Annotated in this window: 16 protein-coding genes and 2 CRISPR repeat arrays; of the genes, 5 read left to right on the top strand and 11 right to left on the bottom strand. The window is 54.3% G+C overall.

The genetic code is table 11. The annotated features are described in order from the left end of the window. Positions 1-35: 35 nt before the first annotated feature. From F591_RS0100695 to F591_RS0100675, 5 genes are all read right to left on the bottom strand, one after another. Entirely contained in the window at positions 36-785 is a 750-nt protein-coding gene (locus F591_RS0100695; protein ID WP_019532653.1) for a ZIP family metal transporter, read from the bottom strand. A 79-nt stretch (positions 786-864) separates the two neighbouring features. Beyond that, complete coding sequence (locus F591_RS0100690; RefSeq protein WP_019532652.1) at positions 865-2,049, bottom strand: HEAT repeat domain-containing protein; 1,185 nt, start codon at positions 2,047-2,049, stop codon at positions 865-867. A gap of 63 nt (positions 2,050-2,112) precedes the next feature. Beyond that, on the bottom strand, positions 2,113-2,385 hold the full coding sequence (locus tag F591_RS0100685) for a DUF1294 domain-containing protein (protein ID WP_019532651.1): 273 nt from the start codon (positions 2,383-2,385) through the stop codon (positions 2,113-2,115). A gap of 24 nt (positions 2,386-2,409) precedes the next feature. After that, on the bottom strand, positions 2,410-2,970 hold the full coding sequence (locus F591_RS0100680) for an MFS transporter (protein ID WP_019532650.1): 561 nt from the start codon (positions 2,968-2,970) through the stop codon (positions 2,410-2,412). Then, positions 2,967-4,412 (bottom strand): FAD-binding oxidoreductase, encoded by a 1,446-nt coding sequence (locus F591_RS0100675; RefSeq protein ID WP_019532649.1) that lies wholly within the window; start codon positions 4,410-4,412, stop codon positions 2,967-2,969. The genes F591_RS0100680 and F591_RS0100675 overlap by 4 nt, the downstream gene beginning before the upstream one ends. A gap of 172 nt (positions 4,413-4,584) precedes the next feature. On the opposite strand from F591_RS0100675, the gene F591_RS31885 reads away from it, so the two are divergent. From F591_RS31885 to F591_RS0100640, 5 genes are all read left to right on the top strand, one after another. Further along, positions 4,585-4,749, top strand: coding sequence for a hypothetical protein (locus F591_RS31885; protein WP_169445822.1), 165 nt, complete (start codon positions 4,585-4,587; stop codon positions 4,747-4,749). A 49-nt stretch (positions 4,750-4,798) separates the two neighbouring features. After that, the gene (locus F591_RS31880; protein WP_019532647.1) at positions 4,799-4,969 is read left to right on the top strand and encodes a hypothetical protein; all 171 of its coding nucleotides are present in this window, start codon (positions 4,799-4,801) and stop codon (positions 4,967-4,969) included. 567 nt (positions 4,970-5,536) lie between these two features. Continuing rightward, complete coding sequence (locus tag F591_RS0100655; RefSeq protein ID WP_040740636.1) at positions 5,537-6,127, top strand: VC0807 family protein; 591 nt, start codon at positions 5,537-5,539, stop codon at positions 6,125-6,127. Positions 6,128-6,192: 65 nt separating this feature from the next. Beyond that, positions 6,193-6,786: a TetR/AcrR family transcriptional regulator gene (locus F591_RS0100650; RefSeq protein WP_019532644.1), complete on the top strand. Its 594-nt coding sequence runs from the start codon at positions 6,193-6,195 to the stop codon at positions 6,784-6,786. Between the two features lie 136 nt (positions 6,787-6,922). Then, positions 6,923-7,220: direct repeats of the CRISPR family, unit length 32 nt; unit sequence GTTTCAATCCACGCTCCTACATGAGGAGCGAC. Between the two features lie 85 nt (positions 7,221-7,305). After that, a protein-coding gene (locus F591_RS0100640; RefSeq protein ID WP_211217550.1) for an IS3 family transposase occupies positions 7,306-8,456 on the top strand; the annotation gives its coding sequence in 2 pieces (ribosomal slippage) (positions 7,306-7,561 and positions 7,561-8,456; 1,152 coding nt in all). A 68-nt stretch (positions 8,457-8,524) separates the two neighbouring features. Next, a CRISPR array of direct repeats spans positions 8,525-9,959; the repeat unit is 32 nt; unit sequence GTTTCAATCCACGCTCCTACATGAGGAGCGAC. A 195-nt stretch (positions 9,960-10,154) separates the two neighbouring features. Here F591_RS0100640 and cas2 read toward each other — a convergent pair. The 6 genes from cas2 to cas5c are packed head-to-tail and all read right to left on the bottom strand — an operon-like array spanning position 10,155 to position 15,629. After that, a complete protein-coding gene (cas2, locus tag F591_RS0100635) occupies positions 10,155-10,445 on the bottom strand; it encodes a CRISPR-associated endonuclease Cas2 (RefSeq protein WP_026326280.1) in 291 nt (96 codons plus the stop codon). 8 nt (positions 10,446-10,453) lie between these two features. After that, on the bottom strand, positions 10,454-11,485 hold the full coding sequence (gene cas1c / locus F591_RS0100630) for a type I-C CRISPR-associated endonuclease Cas1c (protein WP_019532640.1): 1,032 nt from the start codon (positions 11,483-11,485) through the stop codon (positions 10,454-10,456). Next, on the bottom strand, positions 11,482-12,141 hold the full coding sequence (cas4, locus tag F591_RS0100625; protein WP_019532639.1) for a CRISPR-associated protein Cas4: 660 nt from the start codon (positions 12,139-12,141) through the stop codon (positions 11,482-11,484). The genes cas1c and cas4 overlap by 4 nt, the downstream gene beginning before the upstream one ends. Continuing rightward, positions 12,128-12,994, bottom strand: a complete 867-nt coding sequence (gene cas7c, locus F591_RS0100620; protein ID WP_019532638.1) for a type I-C CRISPR-associated protein Cas7/Csd2 — start codon at positions 12,992-12,994, stop codon at positions 12,128-12,130. Before cas7c ends, cas4 begins: the two co-directional genes overlap by 14 nt. A gap of 1 nt (position 12,995) precedes the next feature. Continuing rightward, complete coding sequence (gene cas8c / locus F591_RS0100615; protein ID WP_019532637.1) at positions 12,996-14,909, bottom strand: type I-C CRISPR-associated protein Cas8c/Csd1; 1,914 nt, start codon at positions 14,907-14,909, stop codon at positions 12,996-12,998. Continuing rightward, on the bottom strand, positions 14,910-15,629 hold the full coding sequence (gene cas5c, locus F591_RS0100610) for a type I-C CRISPR-associated protein Cas5c (RefSeq protein WP_019532636.1): 720 nt from the start codon (positions 15,627-15,629) through the stop codon (positions 14,910-14,912). Positions 15,630-15,642: the final 13 nt, after the last annotated feature.

Below are 15,642 nucleotides of genomic sequence, written 5' to 3'. Positions count from 1 at the left end.
CAAAACGTTCCCCGTTCGGCGGGCGCCGCCCGCTGTCAGCCCAACGTTTCGGTTAACACGATCATCGTCAGCAGCCCGATAATAAAGGCGAAGGTGGCCGAACGTTCGTAGCCATGGCCGTGGCTTTCCGGAATCAGCTCCTTGTAGACGATGAACAGCATGGCGCCGCCGGCAAAGGCCAGTCCGTAAGGAATGAGCCCGCTCACGACGGACGTCATATAATAGCCGACAATGCAGCTGACGAATTCAAGCAGGCCGGTAAAAAACGCGAACAGGATGGCCGCCGCCTTCGGAACTTTGTTGACGATCAGGAACAAGGCGATCAGAAAGCCTTCCGGCGCGTTCTGCAGTCCCATGGACAGCGCCACCAGCGGGCCGAGATCTTCCCTGCCGCTGGCGTAGCTGACCCCGACAGACAAGCCTTCGGGCAAATTGTGCAGCGTCATCGCCGTGAGAAAAAGAATCGAGCGCCGCTCCAGCGGCATTTTGGCCGGAAAGACGGACCCGCCTGCCGCGTGCTCCAGATCGATATGCGGCACCAGCTTCTCCAGCAGCGTCAGCGTCACCGTGCCGAGCAATACGCCGATTGCGACAACCGTCAGACTGGATAAATCCAGCGCGGAAGGAATCAGGCTGTACATGGATGCGGAGACCATGATCCCCGCGGCGAAGGCGAGCAGCACGTCTTTCCAGAGGTGGGACAACGATCTCATGAAAAGAACGGGAACCGCTCCTAACGCCGTTGCCAGCGATGAGGCGAAGCCGCCCCACAACATCGCTTCCATAACAAACCTCCGTGTCCAGGATCATCGAATTCCCGTATGTTGAGGAAGCTCCCCGGAGAACCCTTCTGCGCGGACGCCGTCAGCCGGCCGCTTCCTCCCTCAGCTTCCGCGCCTCGGCGATGCTGTCGTAATAATCCGGGCTCGCGCTGATCAGCCAGTTCCGATGGCCGACGGACGTCTCGTCCCGCTCGGGCTCCCCATAGGGCCAGCTCTCGCCGATGCCTTCGACGTAGTCCTTCATCAGCATCAGCAGCGCGGCGCTCCACTGCCGCGTTCCCTTGATCTTCGGCACCAGCGGATAATATTGATCATATGCGGCGCGAATCAGAACATGAACCACTTCTTGATAAACGCCCGGGATGTCCGCCTGATTCACTTTGGCTGCCAGCTCCTCCGGCATGACCGGCTCATCGGTCGACGCGTGGCGTTCGTATTCCTCTTCCGTGACGAATCCTTGCTGCTTGGCCAGCCACAGCTTCATCCGGTCGAGCGCCGGCTTGTACGCCGCCGGTACGGACACGGTCAGCTCCGGCTCCGGGTTGTCCAGGTTGATGACGAACGACTCCTCCATCTTGTAGATCCGCACGTTGCCGCGCACCCCGAGCCAGCGCAGCGCAAGGGCAGCATGCGTTCTCGCCTTCGGATCGATGTTTTCGTTGCGGCATGCCCGGCGCAGCAGCTTCTCGCTGCGGGGGTCGGGCAGCATGCAGAGCATGCGAATGGCGGACAGCGCCATACCGGGGTCCTCCATCCACGTCTTGATATGCCCGTAAATCGTATCGAGCGGCTCCTCCATAATCCAATCGAGCTCGATCCGGCGGCCTGCGTATTCCTCGAGGCTGAGCATTCCCTGCTTGTGCAGCGCCTCTTCCCCGCGCTTCTCCACCAGCTCCCGGTAGCCGCGCTCCATATCGTCCGCCATCTCCGCAAGCGCTTGCTTTTCGGTATCGCCTGCCCCCTTCTTCTCCGCCAGCAGCCGCAGCCAGGCCGACAGCGCCCGCGGATTTTGCTGCCACATCATCATGGCGAAGGTGATCAAGTCCTTATCGTACGACAGCCCTTCCTGCAGCGCGAAGCGGGCAAGCGCCGTCTGCACGTCGAATTCCTTGCGCATCAGGCTGAGCGACAGCACCAGTCCGTTCCAGGCATTGTCGTTCATACGATCCTGCATAATCGCCCGGTAGAAGCAAAATGCAGCCGCTCCGTACGACTCCGCCTTCAAATAATGACGGCCCAGCCCGCCGAAATCTCCATATGGATTCATTCTATGTTCGCCCCTTGCGTTTTTCGATAGATTCGGATATAGGACAAGTATACTGATAAATGGCTAGGAAGGAAACAGCCTGGTCAAATAATATATCAGAAACGCCTGGATCAAAAACATCGCGGGCACGGCATAAACGAACGAAAGATGCTTCGTCTTGTGCCGAAAAATCCGCATGCCCAGCCAGATGCCAACCGCCCCGCCAATGGCGGCCAGCGCAAGCAGCCGCTTCTCCGCCACCCGTCGCCCGCGGCGCCTCGCCTGTCCCTTGTCGTAGCCCATGACCGCCAGCGCCGCGGCGTTCACGGCCAGCAAATATCCCCACAGCAGCTCCAAGCTCTAGAGCCTCCTTTCGTCGCCTCAATGTTCGCGGTCCGGCTCGCTCGCCTGAAGCAGCAGCAGGCCGCTGACGAACAAAATGACAGAGCCGGCATAAAACATGATGTCCAGCGTGAAAAAATCGATCAGGAACCCGCCGGCGATCACCGCCGCCCCCGAAAACAGCGATACTCCGAAATGATATTGTCCGATCTGCGTGCCCCGCTTCCCTGCCTCCGTCAAATCGGCCAGCAGCGCCTTCTCCGACGTTCTCTGCATGGCGCCGAACGCGCCGAGCAGCATCTGCAGCGCATACACCTGCCAAATGCCGGTGATGATCGGAAAGAGCAGAAACAGCACCGCGGTGCCCCAGGCGCCGGCCAGCAAAAAGGTGCGGTGGCCGTACCGGTCCGCTTTGGCCCCGAACCAGCGGTTCAAATATGCGGAGCACAACGTATACAGCCCGTATGCGATGCCGTATTGGGTGAAATCCCCGCCGATATCCTTGATATAGATGAGATAAAAAGGAAACACGATGCCTGCGCCGAACGTCATCGCGCTCTGCGACAGCATCACCCACTTGAGGGCATTCGATGGCTTCATGGCGCATACCTCGCATAAAATTCATTCATGAACCGCAGCTCGGGGTCCCACTTTCTTTTCCATTGGAAGAACGCTTCCGCTTGAGGGTACGCCTTGGCGAACTGCTCCCTGGTCGGAAACAGCTGGTACGTCAAATAGTACGAGCCGCCCTGCTCCAGGGCGAGATCGACCAGCCGGCGGGTAGCCGCTTCCAGCTTCGCTACGTCCCTTGCCGACCGCTTGCTGTTGATCAGCAGCACCAGCGCCAGACTCTCCTGCCGCGCGTATGACAGCATCGCCTCTTCGTTCTGCGGCACATAGCGGACCGTGACGTTCATCAAATTCAGCTCCTCCGAACGAACGATCTCTCTCATCCCGTCGACGAACGGCACGAAGCGGTCCAGCGGAACGAAATATTCCTGCAGCAAATCCGTCTTCTGCGCGTCCCGGTATTCCAGGAATTCGATCGGCGGCCGCATCGCGTTGTTGCGGGTCAGCAGCATCCCGTTCTGCTTGGCGTATACGCTGCGCTGGGCATCCCAGAAGAAGCTTTTGCCCCAGTCGAATTTGCGCGACAGCCCGAACACGAAGCGGTTCACCTCCACGTTCCGTTCCTCCGCAAGGCGCGCGAGCGCTGCGCTGACCGGCACATTGGTCTTTTCATACCGGGTGACGTACATTTCGCTTAGCAGCGAGTCGGGCGCGGCGGATAACCGGCCCAGCGTCAGCGCGACGTCGCCCTTGGCAAGAATCTCCGTGCGGACATAGTCGGGAAAGGCGCGGTAATCGACGTGAACTGTCCGCTCCCGGTACACCTCGTTGTCCGTCAGGCGAATATCGGCATCGAGAATGACGCCGAACAGCCCGAATCCCCCGATGACAAGCGGAAACAGCTCCGCATTCTCGCTGCGGCTGACATTCCGAATGCTCCCGTCGGCGAGCATCAGCCGGAACGATTCCACCGAATCGATCAGCGGCCCTTCCCGCGTATCCCGCCCGTGCACGTTCGCGCTGAGCGAGCCCCCGATCGAAAACACGTTCGACGACTGCATCGTGCGTACGGCCAGCCCGTGCGGATTCGCATACTCCTGTACATCGGCCCATGTAGCGCCGCTCTGCACTCGGATGACGCGCCTATCGACATCGAGATCGAGCACCTTGTTATACGACTTCATATCCAGCACGATGGCCCCTTCGTAGAACGATTGCCCGCCCTGACTATGATTCGTGCCGGCCACGGAAACCTTCAGCCCTCTGCGCCGCGCTTCCTCCAGTGCCCGGGCCACGTCCTCTGTCGTGTTGATGCGGACGATCTTGCGAACCTTGGCCTTCATCAGCCTGCCGACATCCGTCACTTCCGCCTCGGTCGGCATGGCGAGCCGCACCGCCACGGACGCGCCAAACGCCGCAGCGTACAGCAATACCGCGGGAATCCAGATCGCGCGGCGTAATGTTCTGCGCAAGCGTCGTGCCCCCTCATTGTCATGCATCAATTTGATCCTGTTATTATAATACGATTTGCCAGCGCGTTCCAAATGTTATTTTTCCGCTCCGGTTGTCCGGCGGCCGCCAGGTACAGCTTGGCCGCGTGGAACATACCTTGGATATGACTTTATAAACGGGGGGTGAATTCAGGTGAATCGTTCGCACGCTAAGGTGTACCGATTCCGGCTTGGCAAAAAACACGTGCTCGTTGTGAAAATCGTGCAATCCGCCACCGCCCGTACGACCCGGGGCAACGCTCTTGCGAGCAACGCCGCCTCGGTGCAGATCGTCAAGCAGAGCAAGCGACAACGCTAAGCGGCCGCTCCGTTCCTCTCGGCACCTCTGGAAGGGAGGTGAACTTCTTATGAGACAGAAGCACACAAAAGTATGGAAAAAAAGCAACAATGTCGCCATCGTGAAGCAGGGAGCCAGCGCCTCGATCCGGCAAGGAGGCAATGCCATCGCCTTCAACGCCTCCGATGTGGGCATCGTTAAAGTGATTAACCGGATCACTAACAATAATCGCCGAGTATAAGCTGAGCAATGCGAGGGAGGGCTGCGAGCCCTCTTTTTTTGACGGTGCAGATCACACTCCGCTAAAGCGTTAAAGCGAAAGGCAGCTTGCTGTACAGCCTGCGGGAACGGGCCGGTTTCGGATTCTGCGAGGAGGGGCAGGAGTGCCGCGAGAGCTCCGGGCCACGGCGCATGTCCGGGCAGCGGCGCATGTCCGGGCTGCGGCGCGGAAAATGTTGTATTTTGTACAGGAAAAAGGGGGAAACAAACCGCATTAGCGGCTCATTGCTGCAGAATGTGCAACATTTCGAGCGGTGTTCCCGGGTTTGCAGGCCAATCCCGTCCAAATTGTTGCACGAAATACAGCATTCCCATTCCAATGGTGCGAAGGATGCGGAAAATGCTGTATTTTGGGCAGGACTCGTCGCCACCTCCGGTGTTGAAATTATGGTCGGCGCGACCGGAAAGAGAACCCGTCTTGACATACCTACCGTAGGTATGTACAATCGAGAAAGACCTACCGTAGGTATATTGGTTGCCTAAACGAATGTGGGACAAGATCGCTGGAATGGAAAGGACGCATCCGAACATGAACCAAAACCGAAAAGCTATCCTATTCACGCTGCTGCTCAACATCGCTCTGCCCTACGTCATTTACCGCCTCCTCGCGCCTCATACGAGCAGCGCAGTGGCGCTATCGGCGGCCGCAATCGTGCCGCTTGGCGAATCGGTATATACCTTGATGCGAACCCGCAAGGCGGACGTTTTCTCCGGCTTTATTTTTCTGGGCCTGGTTCTCGGCGTCATCGCAGCGCTACTGGGGGGCGACGAGCGCTTTATTTTGTTAAGAGAGTCTTATGTGACAGGCATCATGGGCATCTTGTTCCTACTCTCTCTGCTCTTTCCCCGCCCGTTGATCTATTATTTCGCCGAGCGCTTCGCGGGCCGCGACCCGCAGATGGACGACAAATGGAATCGGCTTCCCGCGTATCGCCGCACGTTCCGCCTGATGACGATCGTATGGGGTTGCGCGCTGCTGCTGGAGGCGGCGATCAAGGTGGCGCTGATGAATATTCTTTCCATATCGGCGTTCCTGGTCGTATCGCCCATCGCCTCCTATGCTATCATCGGACTGACGATCTTCTGGAATATCCGCTATGTGAGACAAATCAGAAACTGAGCTGCCGCCAGCCGCGCCTGATGCCATCACCGGTCCAGGCGACAGACCTACAGGAGGGAAAGCCCATGCAGGACAAATCGATGAATGCCAGCTTGAAAAAGCTGCTAGAAACCGCCGAGGAAATGATTTTGGAAAAAGGCTGCCGGGCCACGACGCTGCAGGGCATTGCCGATCGCAGCGGGTTGACCAAAGGGGCGATTTATCATTATGTGAAGAGCAAGGAGGAATTGTTCGCCTTGGTTCTGGAAGCGGGCATCGAGAAGACGGATCGGCTGTTCTACGAATCGGTGTCCCAGGCAGCCGCCACCGCCGCAAGCATTCAAGGCCCGTTAAGCGCCTTGTCCGGCCGTTTGATGCATCTCTCGAGCACCGCCAATGCGGCCAATCTTATTTTTATTTATTTACTCAGTCAAAAGGACAAGCCCGGCGTTGCCGACATCCTGAAACGGTACCAGGAATCGGCGATCCGAAGCGCAGCCCAATGGATCGAGGTCGGGCAGCAGCACGGGGTCATTCCCCCGCACCTTCAGGCGGAGAAAGCCGCCCGGTTTCTTGCCATTTTTAAAAGCGGCCTGCAGGTCCAGCAAATCGTTTCGCCCGATAGTGAGAACATCACCGATGAAGAGATCTACGCGTTTATGGCGAAGGTGCTAAGCTGATGTTTGTTTGGCGAAAATATCGTTCAGAAGCTTTAATCGTCTCGGAGAAGGGAAGGCGGCGCGTGCGCTGCCTTCTTTTTTCGTCTTTTTTAAACGTTAAAGCAGAGGGCTGCTTTCTATAACAAGGCAGCGGCGAGTATCAATCCACGCTCCTGCGTGAGGAGCGACCAATCCGAGCTTGGGGCGAGCAAATGACCAGTTGGTTTCAATCCACGCTCCTACATGAGGAGCGACGCCGCTTCCCGGTTGAGTGACAGCATGCATATTTGTATTTCAATCCACGCTCCTACATGAGGAGCGACATCACATTTTTGTTACAAATTACGGCGATCCGATATTTCAATCCACGCTCCTACATGAGGAGCGACGGTCGTGACCCAGAATCCTCATTGTCAGCTCTATATTTCAATCCACGCTCCTACATGAGGAGCGACATTGTCTTTCTGATGCTAGACTTTAAATTGGACACGGAGAACCGAGAGTGCGACAATAAAAGCATTCATAATCGAGGTGTCCGAAATGACGAAAAAGTACGACAAGGAATTCAAACTTCAAACCGTAAGACTCATCCAAGAAGAAGGGAAAACGGTGGCGCAGGTAGCCCGAGAAATGGGGCTGCATGAGAACACGTTGTACCGCTGGATCGCCGAATTCAAGAGTAGCGGAACTCAAGCCTTCCCCGGAAGCGGACAGCTTAAGCCGGAGGATAAAGCGCTACGTGACCTTCAGAAGCGAATTCGCGATCTGGAAGAGGAGAACGAAATTCTAAAAAAGGCCATGCACTACTTCGCAAAAGACCGGCGCTGATTTATCCATTCATCCACAGACACCGCTTGCAGTTCCGTGTCGCGAAGATGTGCTCCCTGTTCGGCGTTTCCAAAAGCGGTTATTACGAATGGACGAAACGCAAGGAAAGCAATCGCAGCAAACGTCGTAAGCAACTTGAGAAATTGATTCGCAGAATCTTCTTTGATTCCAGGCAGTTATACGGCAGCCCGAAGGTTTGGAACGCTTTGAAACATCAGGGCGTTCATGTGTCGCAGAAAACCGTTGCCCGCATCATGAAGGAACTTGGATTGAAATCCCGCACCGTCAAGAAGTACAAGGCCACTACAAATTCGAAACATAACATGCCGGTTTCGGAAAACGTCTTGAATCAGTCGTTTGCAGCGGAGAAGCCGAATCAGGTCTGGATGGCCGATATCACGTATATTCCAACAGATGAAGGTTGGCTTTATCTCTCCAGCTTGGAGGACCTCTGCACGCGCAAAATCGTCGGCTTCCATATGGACGAACGAATGACGAAGGAGCTTTGTTTGAAGGCCCTGGATCAGGCGTATCGCCTTCAGAAGCCCAAAGGGAACGTGCTGCATCATTCTGATCGCGGCAGCCAGTACGCATCCTCAGACTATCAGCAACGCTTGAAACAATATGGAATGACCGGCAGCATGCGCCGCAAGGGAAATTGCTACGACAACGCTTGTATTGAGTCGTTTCATAGTGTGCTGAAAAAAGAGCTCGTCTATTTGAATAAATTCAAAACGAGGAAAGAAGCCAAGGAGAAGATTTTTGAGTACATCACATGCTTCTATAATGGAAAAAGAATCCACTCCTCTATAGGGTATTTCACTCCAAATCAATACGAACGTATGTTTCATCCGGCTGCGTGATTCTCTCGATTTTATGTGTCCAATCTATTGACAGAGGTCCATTCGTCATCGAGAAAAAGGATCAAGGAGATTTCAATCCACGCTCCTACATGAGGAGCGACTTCCACAGCCATCTCTACCCGGTTTCCATGGATTATTTCAATCCACGCTCCTACATGAGGAGCGACGATGCAAAAGGCAACCGGGGAGTTGCTGCAGGACTATTTCAATCCACGCTCCTACATGAGGAGCGACCTTTATAAGCCTCCTTATCTGCCTCTTCAATTTTGATTTCAATCCACGCTCCTACATGAGGAGCGACGGATGTTAACGTTGTGATGACGCCTTGAGTTCGAAATTTCAATCCACGCTCCTACATGAGGAGCGACGGCCAGCCTTGATGTAATCATCGACCGTCCAGCATTTCAATCCACGCTCCTACATGAGGAGCGACGTCTTATTGCATTCTGCACCTCACAAGGGTGGATATTTCAATCCACGCTCCTACATGAGGAGCGACGAAGCACCCTCGCAATACACTCTAACGACACACCTGTTTCAATCCACGCTCCTACATGAGGAGCGACGCAGTGGGCGGGGGAGCACAAGGGGGACATATGTTGTTTCAATCCACGCTCCTACATGAGGAGCGACGACCAGTTCCTCCAATTCCACCCGACTGATTAACACGGTTTCAATCCACGCTCCTACATGAGGAGCGACTTTCTTCGCCGTATCATAGCTCTTTGAATCTACCGTTTCAATCCACGCTCCTACATGAGGAGCGACGAGGGGTATGTGGCTGCGGCGCAGTGGATATCCGAGTTTCAATCCACGCTCCTACATGAGGAGCGACCCGGTAACTAATCGCGAAACCCGCCGTCAACAACGGTTTCAATCCACGCTCCTACATGAGGAGCGACTAATCGCGATAAACGTACAGTCGCTGCGTTAGTTCGTTTCAATCCACGCTCCTACATGAGGAGCGACTTCACAACCGATCCATCGATTTCGTCGCTGTTTTTGTTTCAATCCACGCTCCTACATGAGGAGCGACGGGCCCAGTCGGACACGTCATCGACCGGAGTCGGAGTTTCAATCCACGCTCCTACATGAGGAGCGACACCACAGGCGTAGTGGACGATGTTGGCGCGACCGGTTTCAATCCACGCTCCTACATGAGGAGCGACCGTATACCTATTTTTTGCAGACGAACAGCTTATTATGTTTCAATCCACGCTCCTACATGAGGAGCGACCTAAGATGGCGATCCACTTTTCATCAAAAACAGATGTTTCAATCCACGCTCCTACATGAGGAGCGACTGGTGACACCGTGAAAGTCACGGTTGTCTCGATGTTTCAATCCACGCTCCTACATGAGGAGCGACATACGGGGTGGAGATTGACTCAAAAGTTATCGAACAGTTTCAATCCACGCTCCTACATGAGGAGCGACCAGACAAAATGTTCGGGTCCTTGGTGGTGTAAAAGTTTCAATCCACGCTCCTACATGAGGAGCGACAGCAAAAATGTGCACAAGCATTCCACTTCCGGCATCAATTCAATCATTTTCCGGAAAAATTGTTGCGAAATAGGCATCGATTTGCTGTTGACTTTTTCAAGCAAGCAATTGTTTCGACAATTTTCGACAAAGTTCGAGGTGCGAAAGAGGCGGGATTTTCATGGGAGCTTCGCATTCGCACCTTGCCTTTCCGCTTCACAAGATCAATGGCCCTTCCATGTCGTAGGAGCTTTTCGCGCCTATATGCTCGACCTTGGTCTTGTACTTCTCGCCGAGATTGTAGAAGCGCAAGCTATCGGTGTCCTTATCGATCAATGCTTCCAAATCATACTTTAACCTTCTGAACTGCGCTGTGTCAACAATGCACTCAAAGACGGAATTTTGCACGCGCTGGCCGTAGTTCAAACAGGTTTTGGCGACTTGGGCGAGCCTTTTTCGTCCTTTCGCAGTCGTCGTGCTTACATCGTAAGTGATCAAAACCAGCACATCCTCACCTACTTCCACAAAAATGGCGGGTACTCGTCGAGATCGCCCCGGATCGTTCTGGCCAACAGCAGGGCCTGCGCGTAAGGAACCAGCCCCCAGGATATTTTTTCGTGCAAATAGGGGTGTATGATCTTCTCCTGCTTTCGTTCTTGCCAAGCCTTCAACACCGTTTTTCTCGTTTCGTCGTCCATGATGACCGCACCGTTTTCTTTCTTATGGAACCCTTTGTCGTTAACCATCTTCTTGTTGATCAGAAACAGGATGAGACGGTCCGCATAAATTCCTCGCAATTCCTCCATCATATCCAGCGCCAGTGAAGCTCTCCCCGGACGATCTCTATGCAAAAAACCGACATAAGGGTCCAAACCGACCGCTTCCAATGCCGCTTTGACCTCGTTAGACAATAAGGTATAAGCAAAAGACAGCAAAGCATTCACATTATCGAGAGGCGGACGTTTGTTGCGGCCGCGAAAATAAAAATGTTCCTTTTGCTGCAAAATCAGGCTGTCGAAAACGGCATTGTACTGAACTGCCGCAGCCCCCTCCAACCCCCGCAATATATCCAAATCCTCCACGCTGCGAACCAGCTTCATCGTCTCCGTCAAAGAAGCGCTGACCTGTTTCAGCTTGTTTACGTCGATTCGGAGAGCGTAGTCTCTGGCGGCGCGTTCCAAAATCCATTTGTAGTTGTACAGCTTGCCGGTAATCATATTTCGGGCGGCCAGCGCGCTTCGCTTGACATCATCCGAGATCCGGTACTGTTCTTTTCTAAGCAGCACATTCCCTTTATCCTCGCCGATGACCCTGGCTAAAAACCGGCCGCTTCGCGTCATAAATGTCAAATCAATATTTCGTTCGGCACAAGCTCCCATCAAAGCCGGACTTATCCCGGCATAGCCAAATGTGCATATCGCTTCCAAATTGTGCAAAGGGTACCGGGCAATAATGCCTTCTTCATTCTTGATGACGACATTCTCGCCATCCCGCGACAAATACGTATCCGGCATCGTCACGAATAAAGTGTTCAGCAGCTTTCTCATTCCTTCAACCTGCTTTCGATATAGCTCGATACCGTTCTCTTGTCCAGCATTTCCGGCAAACAGACCCGATTCAATGAACAGCTGCGGCAGTGCGGCCCCGTCTTGACCTTCGGAGTATGGCGTCTTTGGAAGTAGCTATGCATTTCAAGGAACGTACTTCGTACCCGCTCCTTGTCGGCCGCGGTGATCGGCACCTCAACCCGGTGCTTGATTTCGTTATAGTATAGATAACCGGTTGAAAGCTCGCAAACGAGCATTTCCTCCAGGCACATCAGTTGGGCGATCAATTGGGAACGGTCGGAGTCGTCCTTCTTCGGCTTGCCCCGCTTGTATTCAACAGGGTAAGGAAGGTATAGACCTTCCTCCCCCGCAAGCGAGATTCCGCTATGATCTCGGACAAATTCCACGACATCGCAAATGCCTGTAATGCCAAGCCGGTTGGAGCGTACCGGCAACGCGCGAACGATGAGCTTGTCCCCCCGTTTCTCGCGAATCATGGGCTGATCCGCCACCCGATGAACATGCTCCCCTTCGACCGTCAGCACATTGTCTTCCCATTGCTGCTCAAGATGAATGAGGGCCCATTGCCTCTTGCAAAACAGGAAATGCTGGATGCCGGATAAAAGCAAAAAATCGTCTTCGTTATAGTCCTGCATATTCCTGAACGTCCAGCCCTTCGAGCGGCAGCACCGTACATTGATAATCGTCTGCCGATTTGGCCTCTTCCACACCCTCTTTCAGCGTTACCCACAAGGAACGATGCACTTTGGCCGACGAATACTGCCCCAGCTTCGACTTATGCTCCCACCAAAATACGCGATGCACTTCCATGCTGCCGTCAGGGCGGGCGGAAGAGGCGTCATTCTCGAACAAGGTGATCAAGGCATCGCGCACTTTGACCGCATCTTCGTATGTAAACCCGGTTTTTTCGGCCAATTGCGGATTCATGCTTCCGTAGAAGACGTATACTCCAAAATCGACCCGATGCTTCATCCCCATCGTATCGGAGCCTCGTTTGTTCGGATCTTTGGGGGTTACGGCATTTACGCTTTTGGTAATCTGGATGCTGGTAATATCGATCGGATGCACGCTGACAGCGGTATGAATGGAGACAGGGCCGCGAATGCCGATGGAGACGTCCGTACCGCTGAACGCAAACACTTGCCCGAAGCTGCGCACATCCAGCCATGACTCGCAAGCCGCCCGCGCGAACAGCTCGTTGTTCTGCTTCTTGCCTTTGGCGAATTCCTGAACGTCCGGATTGGCATCCACGCGCTCTTTAATGCTTCGATAGGTGTCCGTGCGCCTGTCATCGGATTGGACCAGGATCGATTCGCCCATATCCTGCAGCCGGTTGCGGATTTTCCGCTTAATGCAGACATCCGATATTTCTCCGTGCCCGTCATAATTTTGCCGCGGACGGTTCCCGTTCAGCGGATCTCCGTTCGGATTGGCGTTGCGAACCGACAGGACGACGGCAAAATCAATTTTACGATCGAGTGCATTCATCTTAGTTTTCCTCCTGTTCTTCTTCAGAATCTACCGCATCAACGGCGTCATCGTTTTTCTTAAACGTGCTTAATTCATGACGTTGACTGTAGAACCCGAGCAGGTACAACCCGCTTAACGGCTTGTCCGTAAAATGCTCCGGCTGCAGCCGGGAGCCCACTTCATCCAGCAAACGGTTGTAAAAGTTCGCTTCGGTTCCCATTTTTGCCTGATATGGCTGGATGGCTGACTGAATGATCGTCCAGGTTCGCATCGGCCGCTGCGCGAACGCGTTCATATAACGCACCGCATTGGTTGCCCGCTTCTCTTCCCGGCCGAGCGCCTTCCTCTCCAACCTGTCGGCAATCGCCAGCATTCTGCCGAACAAATAGCTCCGGTCTGTGCAATTCGTATCCAGACTCACCTCAAACCCCTCTTTCTCATACGTTTTGTTGACGAGAGCGCAAGCGATGCTCAGCGTCTTCTCCCAATCCGCCTCCTCCATCCCTACCGGATTGGAAGCGCGGTGAATCGCGCTGCGCACAATATCCAGCGGGATTTTACGCCCGTCAATGATGCACGGCAGCATGCGCTCGACGAGTCCCTTAATAACTTTCTCGCTCGCCTGCGGACCGTAGGCGGCGAAGGCAATATCGCGGGTCGCCGGCGCTCCGATGAATGAAACGGCTCGGTTCTCCGCATTTTTGCCGTGCCGGTGCAGCCAGTAGCACGTTTCATGCCAATGCTGCAGGCGATCGAGGAAAAGCTCTTTATTCATGTCCCGATAATACACGATCGACATTCGTCCGGGCGTTGCCGCATCCAGGATCATAATAATGACTTCCGATTGATAATCGCCGTCAAAACGGTATCCGTTAATCGCCTTGCGAATCCGCTTCGCATACTCCTTGTGGGTGCCGTCCCCGACGCCTGCCTCCTCCTCTTCGTTAGCGTACAAAGTGAACGAATCGGCGAACGGATCGGGTACGTCCAAATTTTCGGTGCCCCATACCAGGAACACCTTGCCGTCGATCGTAAAAGACTGCTTGTCGATCAACCATTTCAGCGCATTGTGCGCTTTTTGCGACACATCGTATGCAACGGCGGCCGCCTCCCGGCTCGTACGGAACCGGCCGCGAAACGTAAAACCGCTCGTATCGTTGGCGGAGATGAGCTTCGATTTGTCCGCAGAATTGCGGATGCGAGAGGCGTGCTTGTCGGCATAAGGAAGCTCCCGGCCGGAAACGTAACATATATCGTAATCCGTCAGCTTCATTTCATAATATTGAATAAAAGAATCCTGAACGGATCGATCCCGCCACAAGCGGGGCTCGACATCTCCAGGCACCCGGACGGCAAAGCGGACAAAGGCCGCGCTCTGGTCCGAAGCGATTACTTCGAACAATTCCGGCTTTCCGCCGTGCTTTTCTTCCAGCTCCGGGGTCCATTTGTCGGCCAGCTTGCCCCGCTCGTCAAGCCACAGCACCTTGGATCGGATCAGATCTTCCATTAGCGTCCCTTGGCGAAGATAGGCATAGACGCTCTTCACTTTGGGATGAGACGCAGGCGACTCGCACCAATCCGCCAGCTGTGCCATGTAATCTTCGTACGGCGTGCCTTTTGGCGCCTCGCAATATCGGGCATAGTCTCCCGCCACATACATCAGCTTGTCGAACAAAGGATGCGGAACCGCCTTGCTCGTCCGGCTGGCCGAAGCTTCGGTGCATGGAATGATCGTGTTCGCCTCGTTTTTGTCTATCACGCTAGCTGAAATAAACTGCCCCTGATCGTCCAAATGAACCTCGATATGCGCATTTTGCGTCGTGTGGGAGACCGGGATCAGCGCATACTCGCGATTGTTCCGCTTCGTTTCGAATTGGCCGACGACGTGCGCGTTATTTTCGTACGTTTTGTATAATTGCGCTAGCCAGGTCATTCACTGCCCTCCTTCCGCAAGCATTTCCTGATACGTGTCATCTACCGACTGGATGCCGGAAGCGCTGAATGCCTTGACCGCCCCCTCTCCGGTTTTGCGAATCAGCGTGCATTCCTCGGGGCGGATAAAGCGGATAATGCCGCGTTGCATCTTGGCTCTCCACAAGCGGGTCTCCCGCTCCTGCCTTCCGGTCTCGTCCGGATAGTTGATGCCATGCACCATGATGCCAAAATCGATCTCCGGCGTCTGGTCGTAGAAGCCTTCCCCTTCGTCAAAAGCGCAAGGCTCGACGTAACCTTGACATTCGCGCGTGCCCAAAAAAATGTCCCGGCGCCCCCCGGCTTGCAAAGCTCTCTTACAAATGCTGAAATGCTTCCCTTCGTTCCGGTCCCCTGCCAAATCTTCGCGATAAGGGTTGAACTCGAAATGAGCTTTTACTCTATAACGAACGTCCTTGAGATACGTATAGTAAGCCAGCGTGTTCCCGCCAGAGTATTCGATCGGGCGCATCCCTTTGGACTCCGTCTGGATCGCGTTCATGATTCGAACTTCATCCACGTACCAGATCAGAGTCGGTTTCCAATATATGGATTCAACAATCCCCTTCAAAGCCTGATATGTCGGTACCTGGTAGGAAAACTTCTCTCCCCCGATTTTGGTTAACGGATCGGTAAATAGGGCATAGTTGCCGTACACTTCGAATTCGATCTGGTTTCGCATCGTTTCACCACCT

It is taken from the genome of Paenibacillus ginsengihumi DSM 21568, from assembly GCF_000380965.1.
Classification (GTDB): Bacteria; Bacillota; Bacilli; order Paenibacillales; family NBRC-103111; genus Paenibacillus_G; species Paenibacillus_G ginsengihumi.
This window is presented reverse-complemented; position numbering and strand designations above follow the sequence as displayed.